The sequence below is a fragment of the Pseudidiomarina sp. genome (assembly GCF_048267825.1).
GTDB lineage: Bacteria > Pseudomonadota > Gammaproteobacteria > Enterobacterales > Alteromonadaceae > Pseudidiomarina.
On sequence record NZ_JBLWWR010000008.1, the window covers coordinates 25649 to 39778 of the forward strand.

The 14130-nt window shown below is 48.0% G+C and carries 16 protein-coding genes and 1 tRNA gene; 3 read left to right on the top strand and 14 right to left on the bottom strand.

The window, feature by feature from the left end; all coding sequences use genetic code 11:
• Positions 1–2: 2 nt before the first annotated feature.
• The 12 genes from dnaB to ACN0UN_RS08025 form a co-directional block, all read right to left on the bottom strand.
• Complete coding sequence (gene dnaB, locus ACN0UN_RS07970; protein ID WP_417659505.1) at positions 3–1415, bottom strand: replicative DNA helicase; 1413 nt, start codon at positions 1413–1415, stop codon at positions 3–5.
• Positions 1416–1541: 126 nt separating this feature from the next.
• A complete protein-coding gene (locus ACN0UN_RS07975) occupies positions 1542–2492 on the bottom strand; it encodes a DUF4097 family beta strand repeat-containing protein (protein ID WP_417659506.1) in 951 nt (316 codons plus the stop codon).
• Between the two features lie 12 nt (positions 2493–2504).
• Positions 2505–3035: a hypothetical protein gene (locus ACN0UN_RS07980; protein WP_417659507.1), complete on the bottom strand. Its 531-nt coding sequence runs from the start codon at positions 3033–3035 to the stop codon at positions 2505–2507.
• On the bottom strand, positions 3022–3591 hold the full coding sequence (locus tag ACN0UN_RS07985) for an RNA polymerase sigma factor (protein ID WP_417659508.1): 570 nt from the start codon (positions 3589–3591) through the stop codon (positions 3022–3024). The genes ACN0UN_RS07980 and ACN0UN_RS07985 overlap by 14 nt, the downstream gene beginning before the upstream one ends.
• 158 nt (positions 3592–3749) lie before the next feature.
• Positions 3750–4202, bottom strand: a complete 453-nt coding sequence (gene rplI / locus ACN0UN_RS07990) for a 50S ribosomal protein L9 (protein WP_417659509.1) — start codon at positions 4200–4202, stop codon at positions 3750–3752.
• A gap of 42 nt (positions 4203–4244) precedes the next feature.
• A complete protein-coding gene (gene rpsR, locus ACN0UN_RS07995) occupies positions 4245–4472 on the bottom strand; it encodes a 30S ribosomal protein S18 (protein ID WP_006956988.1) in 228 nt (75 codons plus the stop codon).
• Positions 4473–4482: 10 nt separating this feature from the next.
• Positions 4483–4785, bottom strand: coding sequence for a primosomal replication protein N (priB, locus tag ACN0UN_RS08000; protein WP_339877816.1), 303 nt, complete (start codon positions 4783–4785; stop codon positions 4483–4485).
• A gap of 32 nt (positions 4786–4817) precedes the next feature.
• Positions 4818–5192: a 30S ribosomal protein S6 gene (gene rpsF, locus ACN0UN_RS08005; protein ID WP_128352033.1), complete on the bottom strand. Its 375-nt coding sequence runs from the start codon at positions 5190–5192 to the stop codon at positions 4818–4820.
• A 132-nt stretch (positions 5193–5324) separates the two neighbouring features.
• Entirely contained in the window at positions 5325–5780 is a 456-nt protein-coding gene (locus ACN0UN_RS08010) for a hypothetical protein (RefSeq protein ID WP_417659510.1), read from the bottom strand.
• Positions 5770–6516 carry a 23S rRNA (guanosine(2251)-2'-O)-methyltransferase RlmB gene (rlmB, locus tag ACN0UN_RS08015; protein ID WP_417659511.1) on the bottom strand — a complete coding sequence of 249 codons (747 nt, stop codon included), beginning with the start codon at positions 6514–6516 and terminating at the stop codon, positions 5770–5772. The genes ACN0UN_RS08010 and rlmB overlap by 11 nt, the downstream gene beginning before the upstream one ends.
• 25 nt (positions 6517–6541) lie before the next feature.
• Positions 6542–8896, bottom strand: coding sequence for a ribonuclease R (rnr, locus tag ACN0UN_RS08020; RefSeq protein WP_417659512.1), 2355 nt, complete (start codon positions 8894–8896; stop codon positions 6542–6544).
• Positions 8897–9003: 107 nt separating this feature from the next.
• Positions 9004–9090 (bottom strand) — tRNA-Leu (locus ACN0UN_RS08025).
• Between the two features lie 190 nt (positions 9091–9280).
• Here ACN0UN_RS08025 and ACN0UN_RS08030 point away from each other — a divergent pair.
• On the top strand, positions 9281–9820 hold the full coding sequence (locus ACN0UN_RS08030; protein WP_417659513.1) for an RDD family protein: 540 nt from the start codon (positions 9281–9283) through the stop codon (positions 9818–9820).
• 29 nt (positions 9821–9849) lie between these two features.
• Here ACN0UN_RS08030 and lptG read toward each other — a convergent pair whose 3' ends face one another.
• Positions 9850–10920, bottom strand: a complete 1071-nt coding sequence (gene lptG / locus ACN0UN_RS08035; protein ID WP_417659514.1) for an LPS export ABC transporter permease LptG — start codon at positions 10918–10920, stop codon at positions 9850–9852.
• Positions 10920–12026 (bottom strand): LPS export ABC transporter permease LptF, encoded by a 1107-nt coding sequence (gene lptF / locus ACN0UN_RS08040; protein ID WP_417659515.1) that lies wholly within the window; start codon positions 12024–12026, stop codon positions 10920–10922. Before lptF ends, lptG begins: the two co-directional genes overlap by 1 nt.
• A gap of 123 nt (positions 12027–12149) precedes the next feature.
• On the opposite strand from lptF, the gene pepA reads away from it, so the two are divergent.
• Together pepA and ACN0UN_RS08050 are read left to right on the top strand one after the other, a co-directional pair.
• Positions 12150–13655, top strand: a complete 1506-nt coding sequence (gene pepA, locus ACN0UN_RS08045; protein WP_417659566.1) for a leucyl aminopeptidase — start codon at positions 12150–12152, stop codon at positions 13653–13655.
• Between the two features lie 12 nt (positions 13656–13667).
• Positions 13668–14123 (top strand): DNA polymerase III subunit chi, encoded by a 456-nt coding sequence (locus tag ACN0UN_RS08050; protein ID WP_417659516.1) that lies wholly within the window; start codon positions 13668–13670, stop codon positions 14121–14123.
• Positions 14124–14130: the final 7 nt, after the last annotated feature.

Consider the following 14130-nt stretch of genomic DNA (forward strand, 5'->3'; position numbering starts at 1 on the left):
CCCTAGTAACCAGGCCCGTCAGGCATATCCATTTTGGCAAGATTATCAAATCGCGAATAATGGCCTTGGAATTTAAGCTTCACGCTGCCAATAGGCCCGTTACGCTGCTTGCCGATAATGACTTCAGCAATACCACGCTCTTCACTTTCAGGATGATAAACTTCGTCACGATAGATAAACATAATCACGTCGGCATCCTGCTCGATTGAACCTGACTCCCGTAAATCTGAGTTAACAGGACGCTTGTTCGTGCGCTGCTCCAATGAACGGTTCAACTGAGATAGTGCCACCACAGGCACCTCGAGTTCCTTCGCCAAGGACTTCAATGACCGCGATATTTCAGCAATTTCTAAAGTTCGGTTTTCCGATATTCCGGGTACCGTCATCAACTGCAAGTAATCAACCATAATCATCGAAAGGCCGCCACTTTCACGATACACCCGGCGGGCGCGTGAACGAACTTCTGTTGGAGTAAGGCCAGATGAATCGTCGATAAAGATATTGCTTTTATCTTTCAAAATATTAATCGTTGACGCAATACGAGACCACTCGTCTTCTTCCAAGCGGCCGGTTCGAATCCGGGTCTGATCCACATGGCTTAACGACGCTAACATACGCATCATAATTTGTTCGGATGGCATCTCTAAGCTGAAAACCAGCACCGGTTTATCGGCGCGCATGGCGATGTTTTCACACAAGTTCATCGCAAAGGTCGTTTTACCCATTGACGGGCGTGCAGCGACAATAATCAAATCCGACGGCTGCAAACCAGCGGTCATCTGGTCGAGATCATAAAACCCTGTTGATGCGCCCGTTATGCCGTTATGATTTTTATTGCGACTTAAGAAGTCGATGCGGTCAATGGTTTTTTGCAGTATCGGCGAAATGGGCTGAGGCCCTTCGTTCTCATTGGTGCGTTTTTCAGCAATTTGAAACACTTTGCTTTCCGCCAAGTCCAGGAGTTCGCTGGAAGTACGGTTTTGCGTGTCGAAACCTGACTCAGCAATTTCATTGGCAACTGCGATCATTTCCCGCAATACGGCGCGTTCGCGGACAATTTGCGCATAGGCTCTAATATTAGCGGCACTGGGCGTGTTCTTGGCAATTTCACCAAGGTACGCAAAACCGCCAACATCTTGCAATTCAGCTGACGTTTCGAGAACTTCAGATACTGTGACTAAGTCAATCGGTTGGTTACGTTCTGACAGATGGTGCATGGCGCGGTAAATCAACCGATGCCCACGATGATAGAAATCATCGGAAATTAATTCGCCAGCAATGGTGTCCCAAGCTTGGTTATCAAGCATGAGTCCGCCAAGCACTGACTGTTCAGCTTCAATTGAGTGCGGGGGTGTTTTTATCGCATCAAGCTTCGCATCTTTCCGTGTTTGCTTATCGTTGCGCTTCTCTGCCATGGATATCTCAGTAACCTTAATTAGATTGTCATGCGAGACTATACAAAATGATGCAGAACGAAGGAAGCGAATCAGCTTTTATTTTTTGCTGACTCGCTTACCAATTACATGTATTTATTAACTATATCAGTTAGATAGTGTGACATTACCACTTACAGTGCCAAAGCGCATTGAGCCACTACGCTCACCCAGCTCAAGCTCCAGCTGTTCACCAATTCCAAATGGCGATTTCTGTGGCTTAGCATTGCTGAGTTTGTTGTGGATTGTGCCGCCAGCACTTGTCTCAATGGTAATATCGGCATTGATGCTACCGTTAAACTTCGCATCAACATCCCCACTCACACTTTCGACATTAATTCGTGCTTTCGGGCCAGCTGTTAGCTTCATGTTTACGTCGCCACTGACACTGTTCACCTGCAAGGATTCAACCGTTTGCAATGCCAACTCGACATCACCAGATACTGACTCTGCGCGCACCACAGCCGCATTCGTGCTAACGCGAACGTCACCGCTTACACTCGCATAAGTTGCCCGTCGGCTATCACTGTCACTATCACTCACATCGCCACTGACACTGCTTAACGCAATTTCACCAGCTAAGTTACGTGCACTGATGTCGCCACTCACCGACTCAAGCTTCACACCACCGGTTAATTCATTCGCTTTAATGTCGCCACTGACGGTTTTCAACATGCTTTGCGCTGTAAATTGTGACGCCTCAAAATCGACTGACACGCCTTTGGCTTCAACGCGAGCGGATGAAGGCAGCGAAATAGTGAGTTCATTGCCATCATTATCGTTGTATCGTCCACGCTTAGGCATTTCCACTTTAATGGTTAAGGTGTCGCCATTAAGTTCGAATATAAAGCGCTCGGCATGCTCATCCAGCTTACCTTTTACATGAGCGACGTTATTATCTGCACCCTTAATCATGACATCACCACGCATCGTTTCTATAACCACGCGCGCATTACTGGGAATCGTCATTTCCTCATCAACAGTTTTTCGTTCCGCTTGAACAGTTGCTGATAGTGTCAGTACAACGCCACTCATAACCCATAACATTAATTGTTTCATCTCTAACTCCTATTACGCACGTTGCATGGTGCGCGGTTGTTGATACATCGTTCGCAATAAATCCAGTTCCTGTTGATGAATCCACTGCAAAAACTGCCATAATTCTGCGTTGTCCGGCTCTAACCGTAACTGCGCCGTAATTTGGGTTGCAGCGTCACGCAATTGCTGCAATTCATTCTCTAATTCGTTAACAGATTGCTGATATCCGGCATCATTAAAACTTGTTAACAACACTTGGCGTTGCTGCTGATGCTGTTCCGTCAGCATGGTTAACAAGTCGATACCTTGATGGTTGGGAATCGGGGTATTGCTTTGGTGCATAGCACTCAACATGACGCCCGTCATAACCAGTACGGTTGCTGCGGTTGCAGATAGCCAACCCAACCAACGGTTACGCCCTATCGACACCTTAACTTGTGAACGGCTAATGCTCGCCTCAATACCGCGCCACAAATCTTTATTGGGCGTAATCTCTGCATGCTTGTCAGCAACGTCAGAAATTAGCTCATCGAGCTTAGATGATGAACTCTTAGATACTGTCATGGCTCAACCACTCCTCTAACAACGTACGGGCCCGATGTACTTGTGCTTTACTGGTACCAACCGCAATGCCCAACTCGCTTGCAACGTCTTCATGGCGCATGCCCTCAATACAATGCAAAACAAAGGCCCAGCGGGTCTGCGGTGGTAGCCGCTGGATTAATCGGTCTAACTCCGCCAAGTCTGCGCTGTCTTCGTGCGTAAGCCCTTGCTCAATGTCATGCTGATCGTCACCGACAAACTGTAAATGATCTGATCTCCGCGATTGCTGCCTCAGCTCGGATATCGCAACCCGAGTCGCGACGGTATGCAGCCAAGTACTAAATTTGCTGTCACCACGAAAATTCGCCAAATACTTCCAAACCTGAATAAAAACTTCCTGAGTTAAATCGTTTGCTGTATCAAAAGTCCCAGCTAAGCGCATCACCAACCCATAAACCCGCCGATGATGCCGATCATAGAGCTGTCTAAATGCAATCAAATCGCCCTCAGCAGCACGCTTCACCAGCGCCTTATCGGGATCATCGAAGTGTGTATGTGTTACCACCTGAGCTGTCACAATAGTTCCTTTTAGTCGGTCAGATGCATTCATTAATAACTTCAGTCATAAGGTTAGTCGCCCACCTTTACCCAAAGGTTTATATCGCTTCAAAAAAAAACAAAAAAAAAGCTGCCCAAGTGGACAGCTTTTTTATTATTTTTGCTTTGACTGATTGCTTAGTCAGCAGCAACAACTTGCAATTTAACAGTCGCAAATACGTCTGAGTGCAAGTGCAACTCGATGTCGTATTCGCCAACTTCACGCAAGGTGCCGTTTGGCATTAACACTTCGGACTTAGCAACTTCAGCGCCAGCAGCAGTTACTGCATCAGCGATGTCACGCGTACCGATTGAACCAAACAATTTACCTTCGTCACCAGCTTTAGAGCTGATTACAATAGGCTCAAGTGCATTAATTTTCTCTGCACGTGCTTGCGCAGCCGCTAACTCTTCAGCAAGTTTTGCTTCAAGTTCAGCACGACGGCCTTCAAATACTTTAATGTTCGCTTCGGTAGCAGGAACTGCTTTACCTTGTGGGAACAAAAAGTTACGTGCATAACCAGACTTAACTGAAACTTGGTCACCCAAGCTACCTAAGTTGGCAATTTTGTCTAATAGAATTATTTCCATTGTACGCTACCTCTGAGTTTCTGAGATCGTTCGCGATGCGGCTTACTGATGTGAATCAGTATAAGGCAGCAACGATAAGTAACGTGCACGTTTGATTGCACGCGCCAACTGACGCTGGTACTTCGCAGAAGTTCCAGTGATGCGGCTAGGAACGATTTTGCCACTCTCAGTAATATAGTTTTTCAGAGTAGCGATATCTTTATAATCAATTTCTTTTACGCCTTCAGCCTTAAAGCGGCAGAATTTACGGCGACGGAAAAAACGAGCCATGATGGTCTCCTCAAATCTTCACAAGTTGCTGGGCATGTAGTACCAATTTGCCAATCCCGTTTCTATCTTCAATACGATTCAGAAAACCGGTGACTTGTACTGCATTTCCAACGTTTAATTCGTTTGCCCATTGTGGCGCTAAATCGCCACTCATAACCACGGTAATGCGAACATAACTGCGGCGAGGGAGTCCGGCTTCGATTTGTTCCGACTGATGTTCCAGTACAAATCTCAAATGGCTAATGCCGGCCGGGCTGTGCGTTAACTGTGGCGGTTTAATGATTTCGCCGCTCAGTTGATATGTATTTTGCACAGGCTCCACAATGGTAGACTCAACGGTTTGGCTTACGCCGCTTCGTTGTCGTCTTGCTCTTCGTTACGGCTATCAGATTTACGCGGTTCTTCTTTCTTGCTCATATGAGAAGCTTCAGTTTCAGCTTCTTTTTTGCGCATGATCATGTTGCGTAATACTGCGTCGTTGTAGCGGAAAGCTGTTTCCAGCTCATCAACAACTTCTGACGTCGCTTCGATGTTCATCAACACATAGTGTGCTTTGTGCAACTTGTTGATTGGGTAAGCCAATTGACGACGGCCCCAGTCTTCTAAACGATGAATGGTACCGTTACCCTGTTTGATGGTCTCGCTGTAACGCTCGATCATACCAGGGACTTGCTCGCTCTGGTCTGGATGGACCATGAATACGATTTCATAATGACGCATTTCTGCTCCTTATGGTTCATAGCTACTAACTGGCTCAGTCGCACCCTCAGCAGCAAGGAACGCTTTTTTAAATTGAAATTTAATACTTCAGACTGATTTAAGCCGCGGGAGTGTAGCCGATATTGCGCGCAATCACAAGTTTGATTGCGCGTTGTGGCCATTTTCAACAAGTTGGATGAGTATTTTTACAAACTGCTCGGGCAAAGCAGCATAACTGTCAGCTGGCCCTTGCACTTTAAACCGTTGAACCGATTGACTTGGGCCGTCGGAAGCTGGTGCTTCCAGATGGCCCATTAGCACCAGTAATTGCTCCGAAGTGACCGTCACAGTAAGCTGCCAAGCGCGCGGTTCAAGTTGGTCTAAGAGCCGCCATTCATGTCGCTGCTCAATGCGCTGTCGCACATCAAAGGCAACATCTTCAAGGTGCTGTATATTCACATCACCTTGAATCTCATAACTAACATACAGAAAAGGTTTGTTCGAGCGTTGCTCTGGTGTTAAATCACCCAAAGGTAACCAAGCCAAAGCCAACATGATCATTACCAATGCCGTTATAAACAGCGGCAACCAACTGCGTTTAAACGCCATGGCGTTGTCTCACCACTTCGTACAAGCACACACCGGTTGCAACCGAAACATTCAAACTACTCACGGTACCCAGCAATGGAATCTTGATCAGCTCATCACACGTTTCTCGTGTGAGGCGTCGCATGCCATCGCCTTCAGCACCCATAACAATTGCAACAGGCCCGGTATAATCAACTTCGTACAAACTTTTAGTTGCTTCGCCTGCCGTGCCCACAACCCATACCTGTTTTTCTTGCAACTGGCGCAGGGTACGTGCTAGGTTAGTTACTTGCACAAATGGGATTGCCTCAACCGCGCCGCTTGCAACTTTACGGACGGTTGGATTTATCGACGCAGACTTGTCTTTGGGTACGATGACTGCAGTAACGCCAGCTGCATCAGCTGTACGCATACATGCGCCAAGGTTATGCGGGTCGGTTACGCCATCTAACACCAAAAATAAGGCTTTGTTGCCAAACTTATCGATTAACCCATCAAGGTCATTCTCGCTGAGTTGTGGCGCTTCCAATGCGGTAATTGCTATCCCTTGGTGATTGCCACCTTCGGCCTTTTTATCCAACGTTGTTTTGGGCACAAACTGCACCCGAATACCTAAGCGTTGGGTTAAACTCACTAACTCTTGTAGTGATTTGTCTTGCCGCTCACGGGTAGCGAAAACTTCAACCAACCGTTCTGGGTGCTGTTCTAACAATGAACGCACTGAATGCATTCCAAAAATTGTAACTTTTTTACTCATTTTTTAACGGCTCACGATACATAATTTATGAATTTTTTTTAGCTTTTGGCTTTCGACCTTTTCGCGCAGCCTCTTTGGCCTTACGCTTCGATTTAATCCGAGCTTTGGTCACATTTTTCTTGTGCTTCTTACTCGGTTCTTTCGCTGGCTTTTCTTTGTCTCGTTTGCTCGCTGGCATCCGGTCTTTTCCCGTAGGGCTTTCTGCCGACAGCAACTCTAAGTCAATTTTCCGCTCGTCAAGGTTAACCGACTTCACGCGAATACGTACTTTATCGCCCAAGCGATAAACACGTCGGCTATTCTCGCCGATAAGTAACTGACGCGCGCCGTCAAACTGATAGTAATCGTTATCCAAATTACTGATATGAACCAGACCATCAATTTGCATATTATCGATACGGACGAACAAACCGAAATTCGTTACCGCCGCAATTACGCCGGTGAATTCAGAGCCAACATGGTCGCGCATATACTCGCATTTAAGCCATTCATCGACTTGCCGCGTCGCGTCGTCGGCACGCCGCTCGGTCATCGAGCAATGGGCGCCAAGCTCATCCAGTTGTTCATCCGGATACATCCACGCACCTTCAAGTGCAGGTGAAGGCCCCTGTTGCTTTTTCAACAATGCTTTTATCGCACGATGCAACACTAAGTCAGGGTAACGTCGAATTGGCGACGTGAAATGCGCGTATTCATCAAGTGCTAAGCCGAAATGCCCGGCATTGTCCGGGCTGTATACCGCTTGTTGCATGGAACGCAGCAACATGGTTTGAATCAATTCAGCGTCAGGTCGTTCCGCCACTTGCTTCAAAACTTCTGAGTAGTCATGCGGGCTTGGGTCATCGCCACCTGTCATGGTAATACCAAGTTCACCCAAGAAGCTTCGGAATGCGCTAAGACGCTCTGCTGCCGGTGGCTCGTGGATACGAAATAAGGCGCCAGCCTGTTCGTGTGCTTCTATCAAACGTGCGGTAGAAACGTTCGCCATAATCATACATTCTTCAATGATCGTATGGGCTACGTTACGGCGTACGGGTTCAATGGATTCAATTTTTCGCTGAGCATTAAATATAAAACGCGTTTCGAGCGTTTCAAACTCTATTGCAGCACGTTGTTGACGCGCCTTTTTGAGTATTTTGAATAAACCGTGCAGATGCTCAATATTCCCCATGACATGATCGTAATCTTTGCGTAACTTCGGGTCGCCCTCCAAAATAGCGGCAACCTTGGTATACGTCAGCCTTGCATGAGACTTCATGACTGCAGGGTAAAACTTCGAGTGCGTAAGCTTGCCTTTAGCATTGATATCCATCTCAGCAACCATACACAATCTATCGACATCCGGATTCAACGAGCACAGGCCATTCGACAGCTTCTCTGGCAACATCGGTACCACGAAGTTTGGAAAATAAACGGAATTCCCGCGTTCCAGCGCATCTTTATCCAGTGCAGTATTCGGCCGCACATAATAACTGACGTCAGCAATCGCAACCCATAGGCGCCAACCATCACCTTGCGGCTGCGCACAAACTGCATCGTCAAAATCGCGGGAATCATCACCGTCGATGGTAATTAGCGGTAACTCGCGAAGATCGGTACGCCCTTCATAGGCTTCCGGTGGAACAGTTTCGCCAAAACGCTCAAGTTCTTTCTCTACTGCTGGCGACCATTGGTTCGGAATATCATGCTCACGAATAGCAATCTCGATTTCCATACCAGGAGCCATATGCTCACCGAGCACCTTGGTCACTTTACCGATAGGGCTGCTGCGTCGCGATGGTCGTTTGGTTACTTCGACAACCACAATTTGTCCATGGCGCGCGCCGGCAGACTGCTCTTGTGGAATAAGAATGTCCTGGCATATTCGGCTATCATCTGGCACCACTGTTGCAATGTTATGCTCAACAAAATAGCGCCCGACGATATCACCTTGGCGTGGTTCAATCACTCGCACGATTCGGCCTTCAATACGGCCCTTGCTGTCGGTGCCCTGTTGCTGAACCAGCACTTTATCGCCATGCAGTACGTTATACATTTGGTGATGCGGGATAAACAGGTCGCTACCGCCTTCATCAGGGCGGCAAAAACCAAAGCCATCACGATGGCCGATAATGCGGCCTTTAATGAGGCTCATCCGCTCAGGTAGCCCATAGGCGTTGGCTTTGGTATAGATAAGTTGGCCATCACGCTCCATTGCGCGCAATCGACGCTTCATACCGATGTGCTGACGCTCATCAGTAAGATTAAATTTTTCAATGAGTTCTTCGAAGCTAATCGGCTTTAAGCGCGCTTCAACGGCGTCAAGCAATTGCTCGCGCGACGGGATCTCGACTTCGTATTCAGGTGCGTCTGCAGCTGAGTTGTTGTCTTTTTGGGTCATAATTCCTCGATAATGGGTCAACGCCATGTTGCATTGACAAGAATACCCTAAGCATAACAGACAAAAACATTATTGGTTAAATCAAACACGGGGGATATTCAAAGAAGTGGTGCCTAGGGTCGGACTCGAACCGACACGTTGTTTCCAACGGCGGATTTTGAATCCGCTGCGTCTACCAATTTCGCCACCCAGGCACTGGGGACTTTGCGCTAGCTTGGCTAGCTGAAGTATGGTGCGCATTATACTGAACAGTTGAAGTCGATCAAGATATTTTCGTGAACAATTCACCGTTCGACTATTTCCTAACCAACCGACTGCAAAAATTTATGCTCCACACACATTTTTAGTTAAGATACCGCCAGTTAATTTTAATTTGAGATAATCATGACTGAACCAACTGCTCTCGACGATACGCCGCCACGCTCCACCGCGCAGATTCACGCAAGCTTCCCCAGCGCCAGCTTTCTTCGCCGCTTAGCTGCCATGGTTTACGATTTATTGGTTGCTGTTGCCATTTTAATGTTGGCCACAGGGCTTGCTCTTATCCTACCCGCGGTGCTGAACCACATGGATGTGATACAACTTTCGGAAGATTTCAGTGCAGCGGATTGGCTCAACCAAACGCCGTTGTTTGGTATTTATCTATTAAGTATTTTGGCGGCTTTTTTCTGTTGGTTTTGGTGGCGCAGTGGGCAAACTGTTGGCATGCGGGCGTGGCGCTTAAAGGTTCAGCAGCGCGACGGTTCACGACTTACCAAAAAACAAGCCATGATACGCGTGCTTACGTGCGCCTTTGGGCTGGGTAATTTGTGGGTGCTCGTTGATTTTAAAAACCGCCGCGCATGGCATGATTATGCAGCGAATACTGAGTTGGTTACCTTATCAAAAGAAGCCAACCAACTGTATTATTGGAAAGAGCTGTAACAACTACCTACGCATTTAACACGGCGCCGTTAACTCCCCCGGCGCCCCATCATCCACAATGCCCAGCCAGCAAACAGTAAGCTGGGCAGTAATGCGCCAAATACCGGTGGTAACTGATAAACCTGGGCCATCGGGCCAAAGATTTCATTACTGACATGGAACCCGAAGCCGGTAATCACGCCAAGCAATATACGAGCACCCATAGTTGTTGAGCGTAGCGGGCCAAAGATAAATGACAGCGCAACCAACAGCATCACGGCCACCGTGACTGGGGCGAGTAACTTGCGCCATAAAGCCAACTCATAGCGTTCTGCGGCTTGCTTATTCGTCTTCAGGTATTCCAAATAATCAACCAGCCCACGAATTGACAGTGATTCAGGTTTAACTGTCACAACACCCAATTTGTCAGGCGTTAATGATGATTCCCACATAAATGAATCTTGGGTGTTTTGGATAATGCGATCGATAGTGTACTCGGTCTGAGTCACCTTCGACAGACGCCACTTGTTCGCCGTGAACAATGCGGACTCTCCCTGCGTTATCGACTCAAGCTCATTTTGATCATCAAAGTTGTAAATCGTTACGTCACGTAAGCGACCGGTATTTTCAACTTCACCAATATTCACAAAACTCAGCCCATCGCGGGCCCAAATACCTTGTTGGGCAGATATTAAGCTGCCCCCCGAAATAGCGCGGGCTCGCAGTTCACGCCCATGCGATTCTAATTCTGGCGCAACCCACTCCCCCATAGCCATAACCGCTAACATCATGATAACCGCCGCTTTCATAACCGACGCAACGATATTTAAACGCGAACGTCCAGCAGCCAACATCACCACCAGCTCTGAATTGCTGGCCAGCATGCCCATGCCAATCAAGCCGCCGAGTAATGCCGCCATTGGGAAGAAAACTTCAATGTCACGAGGAAGGCTGTACAGCACGAAAAGCCCCGCATCCGCAACTGAATAAGTGCCCTTTCCGACCGACTTCAGTTGTTCAACAAAGCGGATCAAACTCGATAGCCCACTTAAAACCGCCAAGCTCAATAGCGAGGTGACCAATACAGAGCGCGCAATGTAGCGATCAAGAATGGAAAACATCAGTTTGACCTCTTCAGTTTAGCCATTATTCTCAAGCCCCACGGGCGCCCCTTTCCAATTAATAGAATGCCACATACCAATAGTAAAACGTGTATCCACCATAGGCCTATGGTGGGGTTAATCGCCCCGTCAGCAACGGCTGAACGCGCGGCCATTAAAATTAAGAAATACCCTAAATAAATAAGCAAAGCAGGCGCCATTCGCCCAAATTTACCCTGGCGCGGATTCACACGGCTTAACGGCACAGCAATAAGGGTGAGCAATGGCATCGCCAGCGGGATTGCAATACGCCACTGCAACTCAGCTTGCGCTTCAGGATTGGTTTCGTTCATCAACTCGAGCGTACTGTAGGCTTCCAGTTTACGAATGTACTCCGAACCTTCTTGTTCTTTAATCTGCAGTTGATAGTCGTCAAACTGCATGATTTGGAATTCGCCTTCCGCAAAGCTTTGGGCATAACGCATGCCGTTGGAAAGCACTAAGGTTTGCGCGCCGGTTTCGGCGGCAATAACGCTACCTCTGTCGGCCATGACCACGCTGCCCCCAATTACTTTGTTGTCTTCGTCACGTAACGACTGCGCCACGAATACTTCATCAAGATCGCCGTTATCGTTCAAACCTTGCACATAAATAACAGCTTTTTGGTTGCTCGCTTGCTGGAACCGTCCGGGCATGATCACACTCAACCCAGTTTCGCTGCGTGCTTTTTCTTCAACCACGCGTTCTTGTTCAAGCGACCATGGCACCAAATACAAGGTTAGCGCTGCAGTACCGAGGGCAAGAATCAGCGACAATGCCAAGGTAACGCGGGTGACGTACCACTCACTGACACCGCAAGCATGCAATACCGTCATTTCGTTATCAGCATATATACGACCATGAGCCAGCAAAATACCGAGAAATAGACTCAAAGGGAGAATAAGTGCAGCTAATGCGGGAAGATTTAGCCCAAGTAACTGAATTACAATGTTACTAGGTATTTCACCCGCAGAAGCGTCCGCTAGAACCCGAACGAACTTCTGGCTCACGAAAATGGTCATGAGCACCGTTAATACGGCGATCTGAGACTTAAATGTTTCACGTATTAAATAGCGAAATATACGCACTGAGACCCACTCTTAACATTGCTTTTTACTGGAAATGCTGCGAATTTTAAGTAAACTTGTCGTTTTCACAAGAATTATTCTATGACAGCTATCTACTGTCAACCGCAGCAAACGGGAGCACATATGGAGTTCAGCGTAAAAAGCGGCAGTCCTGAGAAACAACGATCTGCCTGTGTCGTGGTCGGTGTATACGAACCACGTCGCCTATCCGGTGTAGCAGAACAACTCGATAAAGTGAGCGGCGGGTACCTAAGTAACCTACTGCGCCGCGGTGACCTCGAAGGTAAATCCGGGCAAATGCTGCTGCTACACAACGTTCCTAATATTTTTAGCGAGCGTGTTCTTCTCGTTGGTTGCGGCAAAGAACGCGAACTCGATGAACGTCAGTATAAACAAATTATTGAAAAAACCATCCATACTTTAAACGAAACAGGTTCAATGGAAGCAGTTTGCTTTTTGAGTGAACTGCACGTTAAGGGTCGTGACACCTATTGGAAGGTACGCCAAGCCGTTGAAGCGGCTCAAAGCGGCCTTTACACCTTTAACCAGTTGAAGACCCGCAAAGAAGAACCACGCCGCCCATTAAGAAAGCTCGTGTTTAATGTGCCAACGCGTCGCGAGTTACCGCTTAGCGAAAAAGCTATCGCGCATGGTTTGGCGATAGCGAAAGGAATGTCGCTTTGCCGAGATGTCGCAAATATGCCACCGAATATTTGCACCCCACGCTATTTAGCTGAACGCTCAGAAGAGCTTGCAAGTAATTACGAGAAGCTGTCATTTACTGCGGTTACCGAGCAGGAAATGACAGAGTTAGGTATGAATGCCTATTTGGCTGTAGGCCGTGGGTCTGACAATGAGTCGGTATTAAGCTTGCTGCATTACCAAGGAGCCAGCAGCGAACAGGCCCCTATTGTGCTCGTTGGCAAAGGTTTAACCTTCGACGCTGGTGGCATCTCAATAAAGCCAGCCGCCAATATGGATGAAATGAAATATGATATGGGCGGTGCAGCAGCAGTGCTCGGAGCGATGCAATCCATTGCTGAACTGCAGCTTCCTATCAACGTTATTGGCGCTATCGCAGGCTGCGAAAATATGCCCGATGGCCGCGCCTATCGTCCGGGTGACGTGTTAACCACAATGAGCGGCCAAACCGTTGAAGTGCTGAATACAGACGCCGAAGGCCGTTTAGTGTTATGTGACACATTAAGCTATGTTGAGCGCTTCGAACCCGAGGCGGTCGTTGACATCGCCACCTTGACGGGCGCTTGTATTGTAGCGTTAGGCCATCACGCAAGCGGTCTGATGAGCACTCACAACCCGCTTGCCCATGAATTGCTGTCAGCATCTGAACAAAGTGGTGACAGAGCCTGGCGCCTGCCACTATGGGATGAGTATCAAGACGCATTGGATAGCCCATTTGCTGATATGGCGAACTTGGGTGGACGCGATGCAGGTACAATTACCGCAGCCTGCTTCTTATCGCGATTCACCAAAAAATATCACTGGGCACACCTTGATATAGCTGGAACTGCATGGCGTAGCGGCGCTAAAAAAGGCGCGACAGGGCGCCCGGTACAGCTGTTAACGCAGTTTATTATAAATCGCACCGCATCTGGTGATCAGGACTAATTCGGGCAGCTCATGGCACAAGGTATTTTCTACGTACTCGATGGCTTAGACGACCAGCAACAGCTCCAGTTTTTTTGCGAACGTATAGCGAGTGCTTGGCGCGAATACCGCAGTGTGCGAGTCTGGTGTGCTGACCAAGCTACCGCCGAGCAACTGGATGAAGCGCTCTGGCAGGCTCCTGGAGATGCGTTTGTGCCACACAACTTAGTTGGTGAAGGTCCAGCTCAAGGAGCGCCTGTAGAGCTATGCTGGCCCCAGGCCGAGGTGCCGAAGCGCCGCACTGCTGCAATAGTGAACTTAATGTCCGAAATACCCGATTGGCAAGGTGCCCGAATGATTATTGAACGCGTACCAAGCGACGAACATGCGCGCCAACAAGCGCGCGAACGCTACAAAACCTATCGTGGCCAGAATGTAGCACTGCAAACTATCAAAGCATCTGAACAGATGAATTCATCAACCAAATAGAACGAAG

Bases quoted from the DNA above. Each gene is read 5' to 3' on its own strand.
- ACN0UN_RS07975 (WP_417659506.1), bottom strand. From the start codon at position 2,492: ATGAAACAATTAATGTTATGGGTTATGAGTGGCGTTGTACTGACACTA.
- dnaB (WP_417659505.1), bottom strand. From the start codon at position 1,415: ATGGCAGAGAAGCGCAACGATAAGCAAACACGGAAAGATGCGAAGCTT.
- ACN0UN_RS08010 (WP_417659510.1), bottom strand. From the start codon at position 5,780: ATGGCGTTTAAACGCAGTTGGTTGCCGCTGTTTATAACGGCATTGGTA.
- rplI (WP_417659509.1), bottom strand. From the start codon at position 4,202: ATGGAAATAATTCTATTAGACAAAATTGCCAACTTAGGTAGCTTGGGT.
- ACN0UN_RS08050 (WP_417659516.1), top strand. From the start codon at position 13,668: ATGGCACAAGGTATTTTCTACGTACTCGATGGCTTAGACGACCAGCAA.
- rpsR (WP_006956988.1), bottom strand. From the start codon at position 4,472: ATGGCTCGTTTTTTCCGTCGCCGTAAATTCTGCCGCTTTAAGGCTGAA.
- lptG (WP_417659514.1), bottom strand. From the start codon at position 10,920: ATGTTTTCCATTCTTGATCGCTACATTGCGCGCTCTGTATTGGTCACC.
- rnr (WP_417659512.1), bottom strand. From the start codon at position 8,896: ATGACCCAAAAAGACAACAACTCAGCTGCAGACGCACCTGAATACGAA.
- ACN0UN_RS08030 (WP_417659513.1), top strand. From the start codon at position 9,281: ATGACTGAACCAACTGCTCTCGACGATACGCCGCCACGCTCCACCGCG.
- rlmB (WP_417659511.1), bottom strand. From the start codon at position 6,516: ATGAGTAAAAAAGTTACAATTTTTGGAATGCATTCAGTGCGTTCATTG.
- rpsF (WP_128352033.1), bottom strand. From the start codon at position 5,192: ATGCGTCATTATGAAATCGTATTCATGGTCCATCCAGACCAGAGCGAG.
- ACN0UN_RS07980 (WP_417659507.1), bottom strand. From the start codon at position 3,035: ATGACAGTATCTAAGAGTTCATCATCTAAGCTCGATGAGCTAATTTCT.
- pepA (WP_417659566.1), top strand. From the start codon at position 12,150: ATGGAGTTCAGCGTAAAAAGCGGCAGTCCTGAGAAACAACGATCTGCC.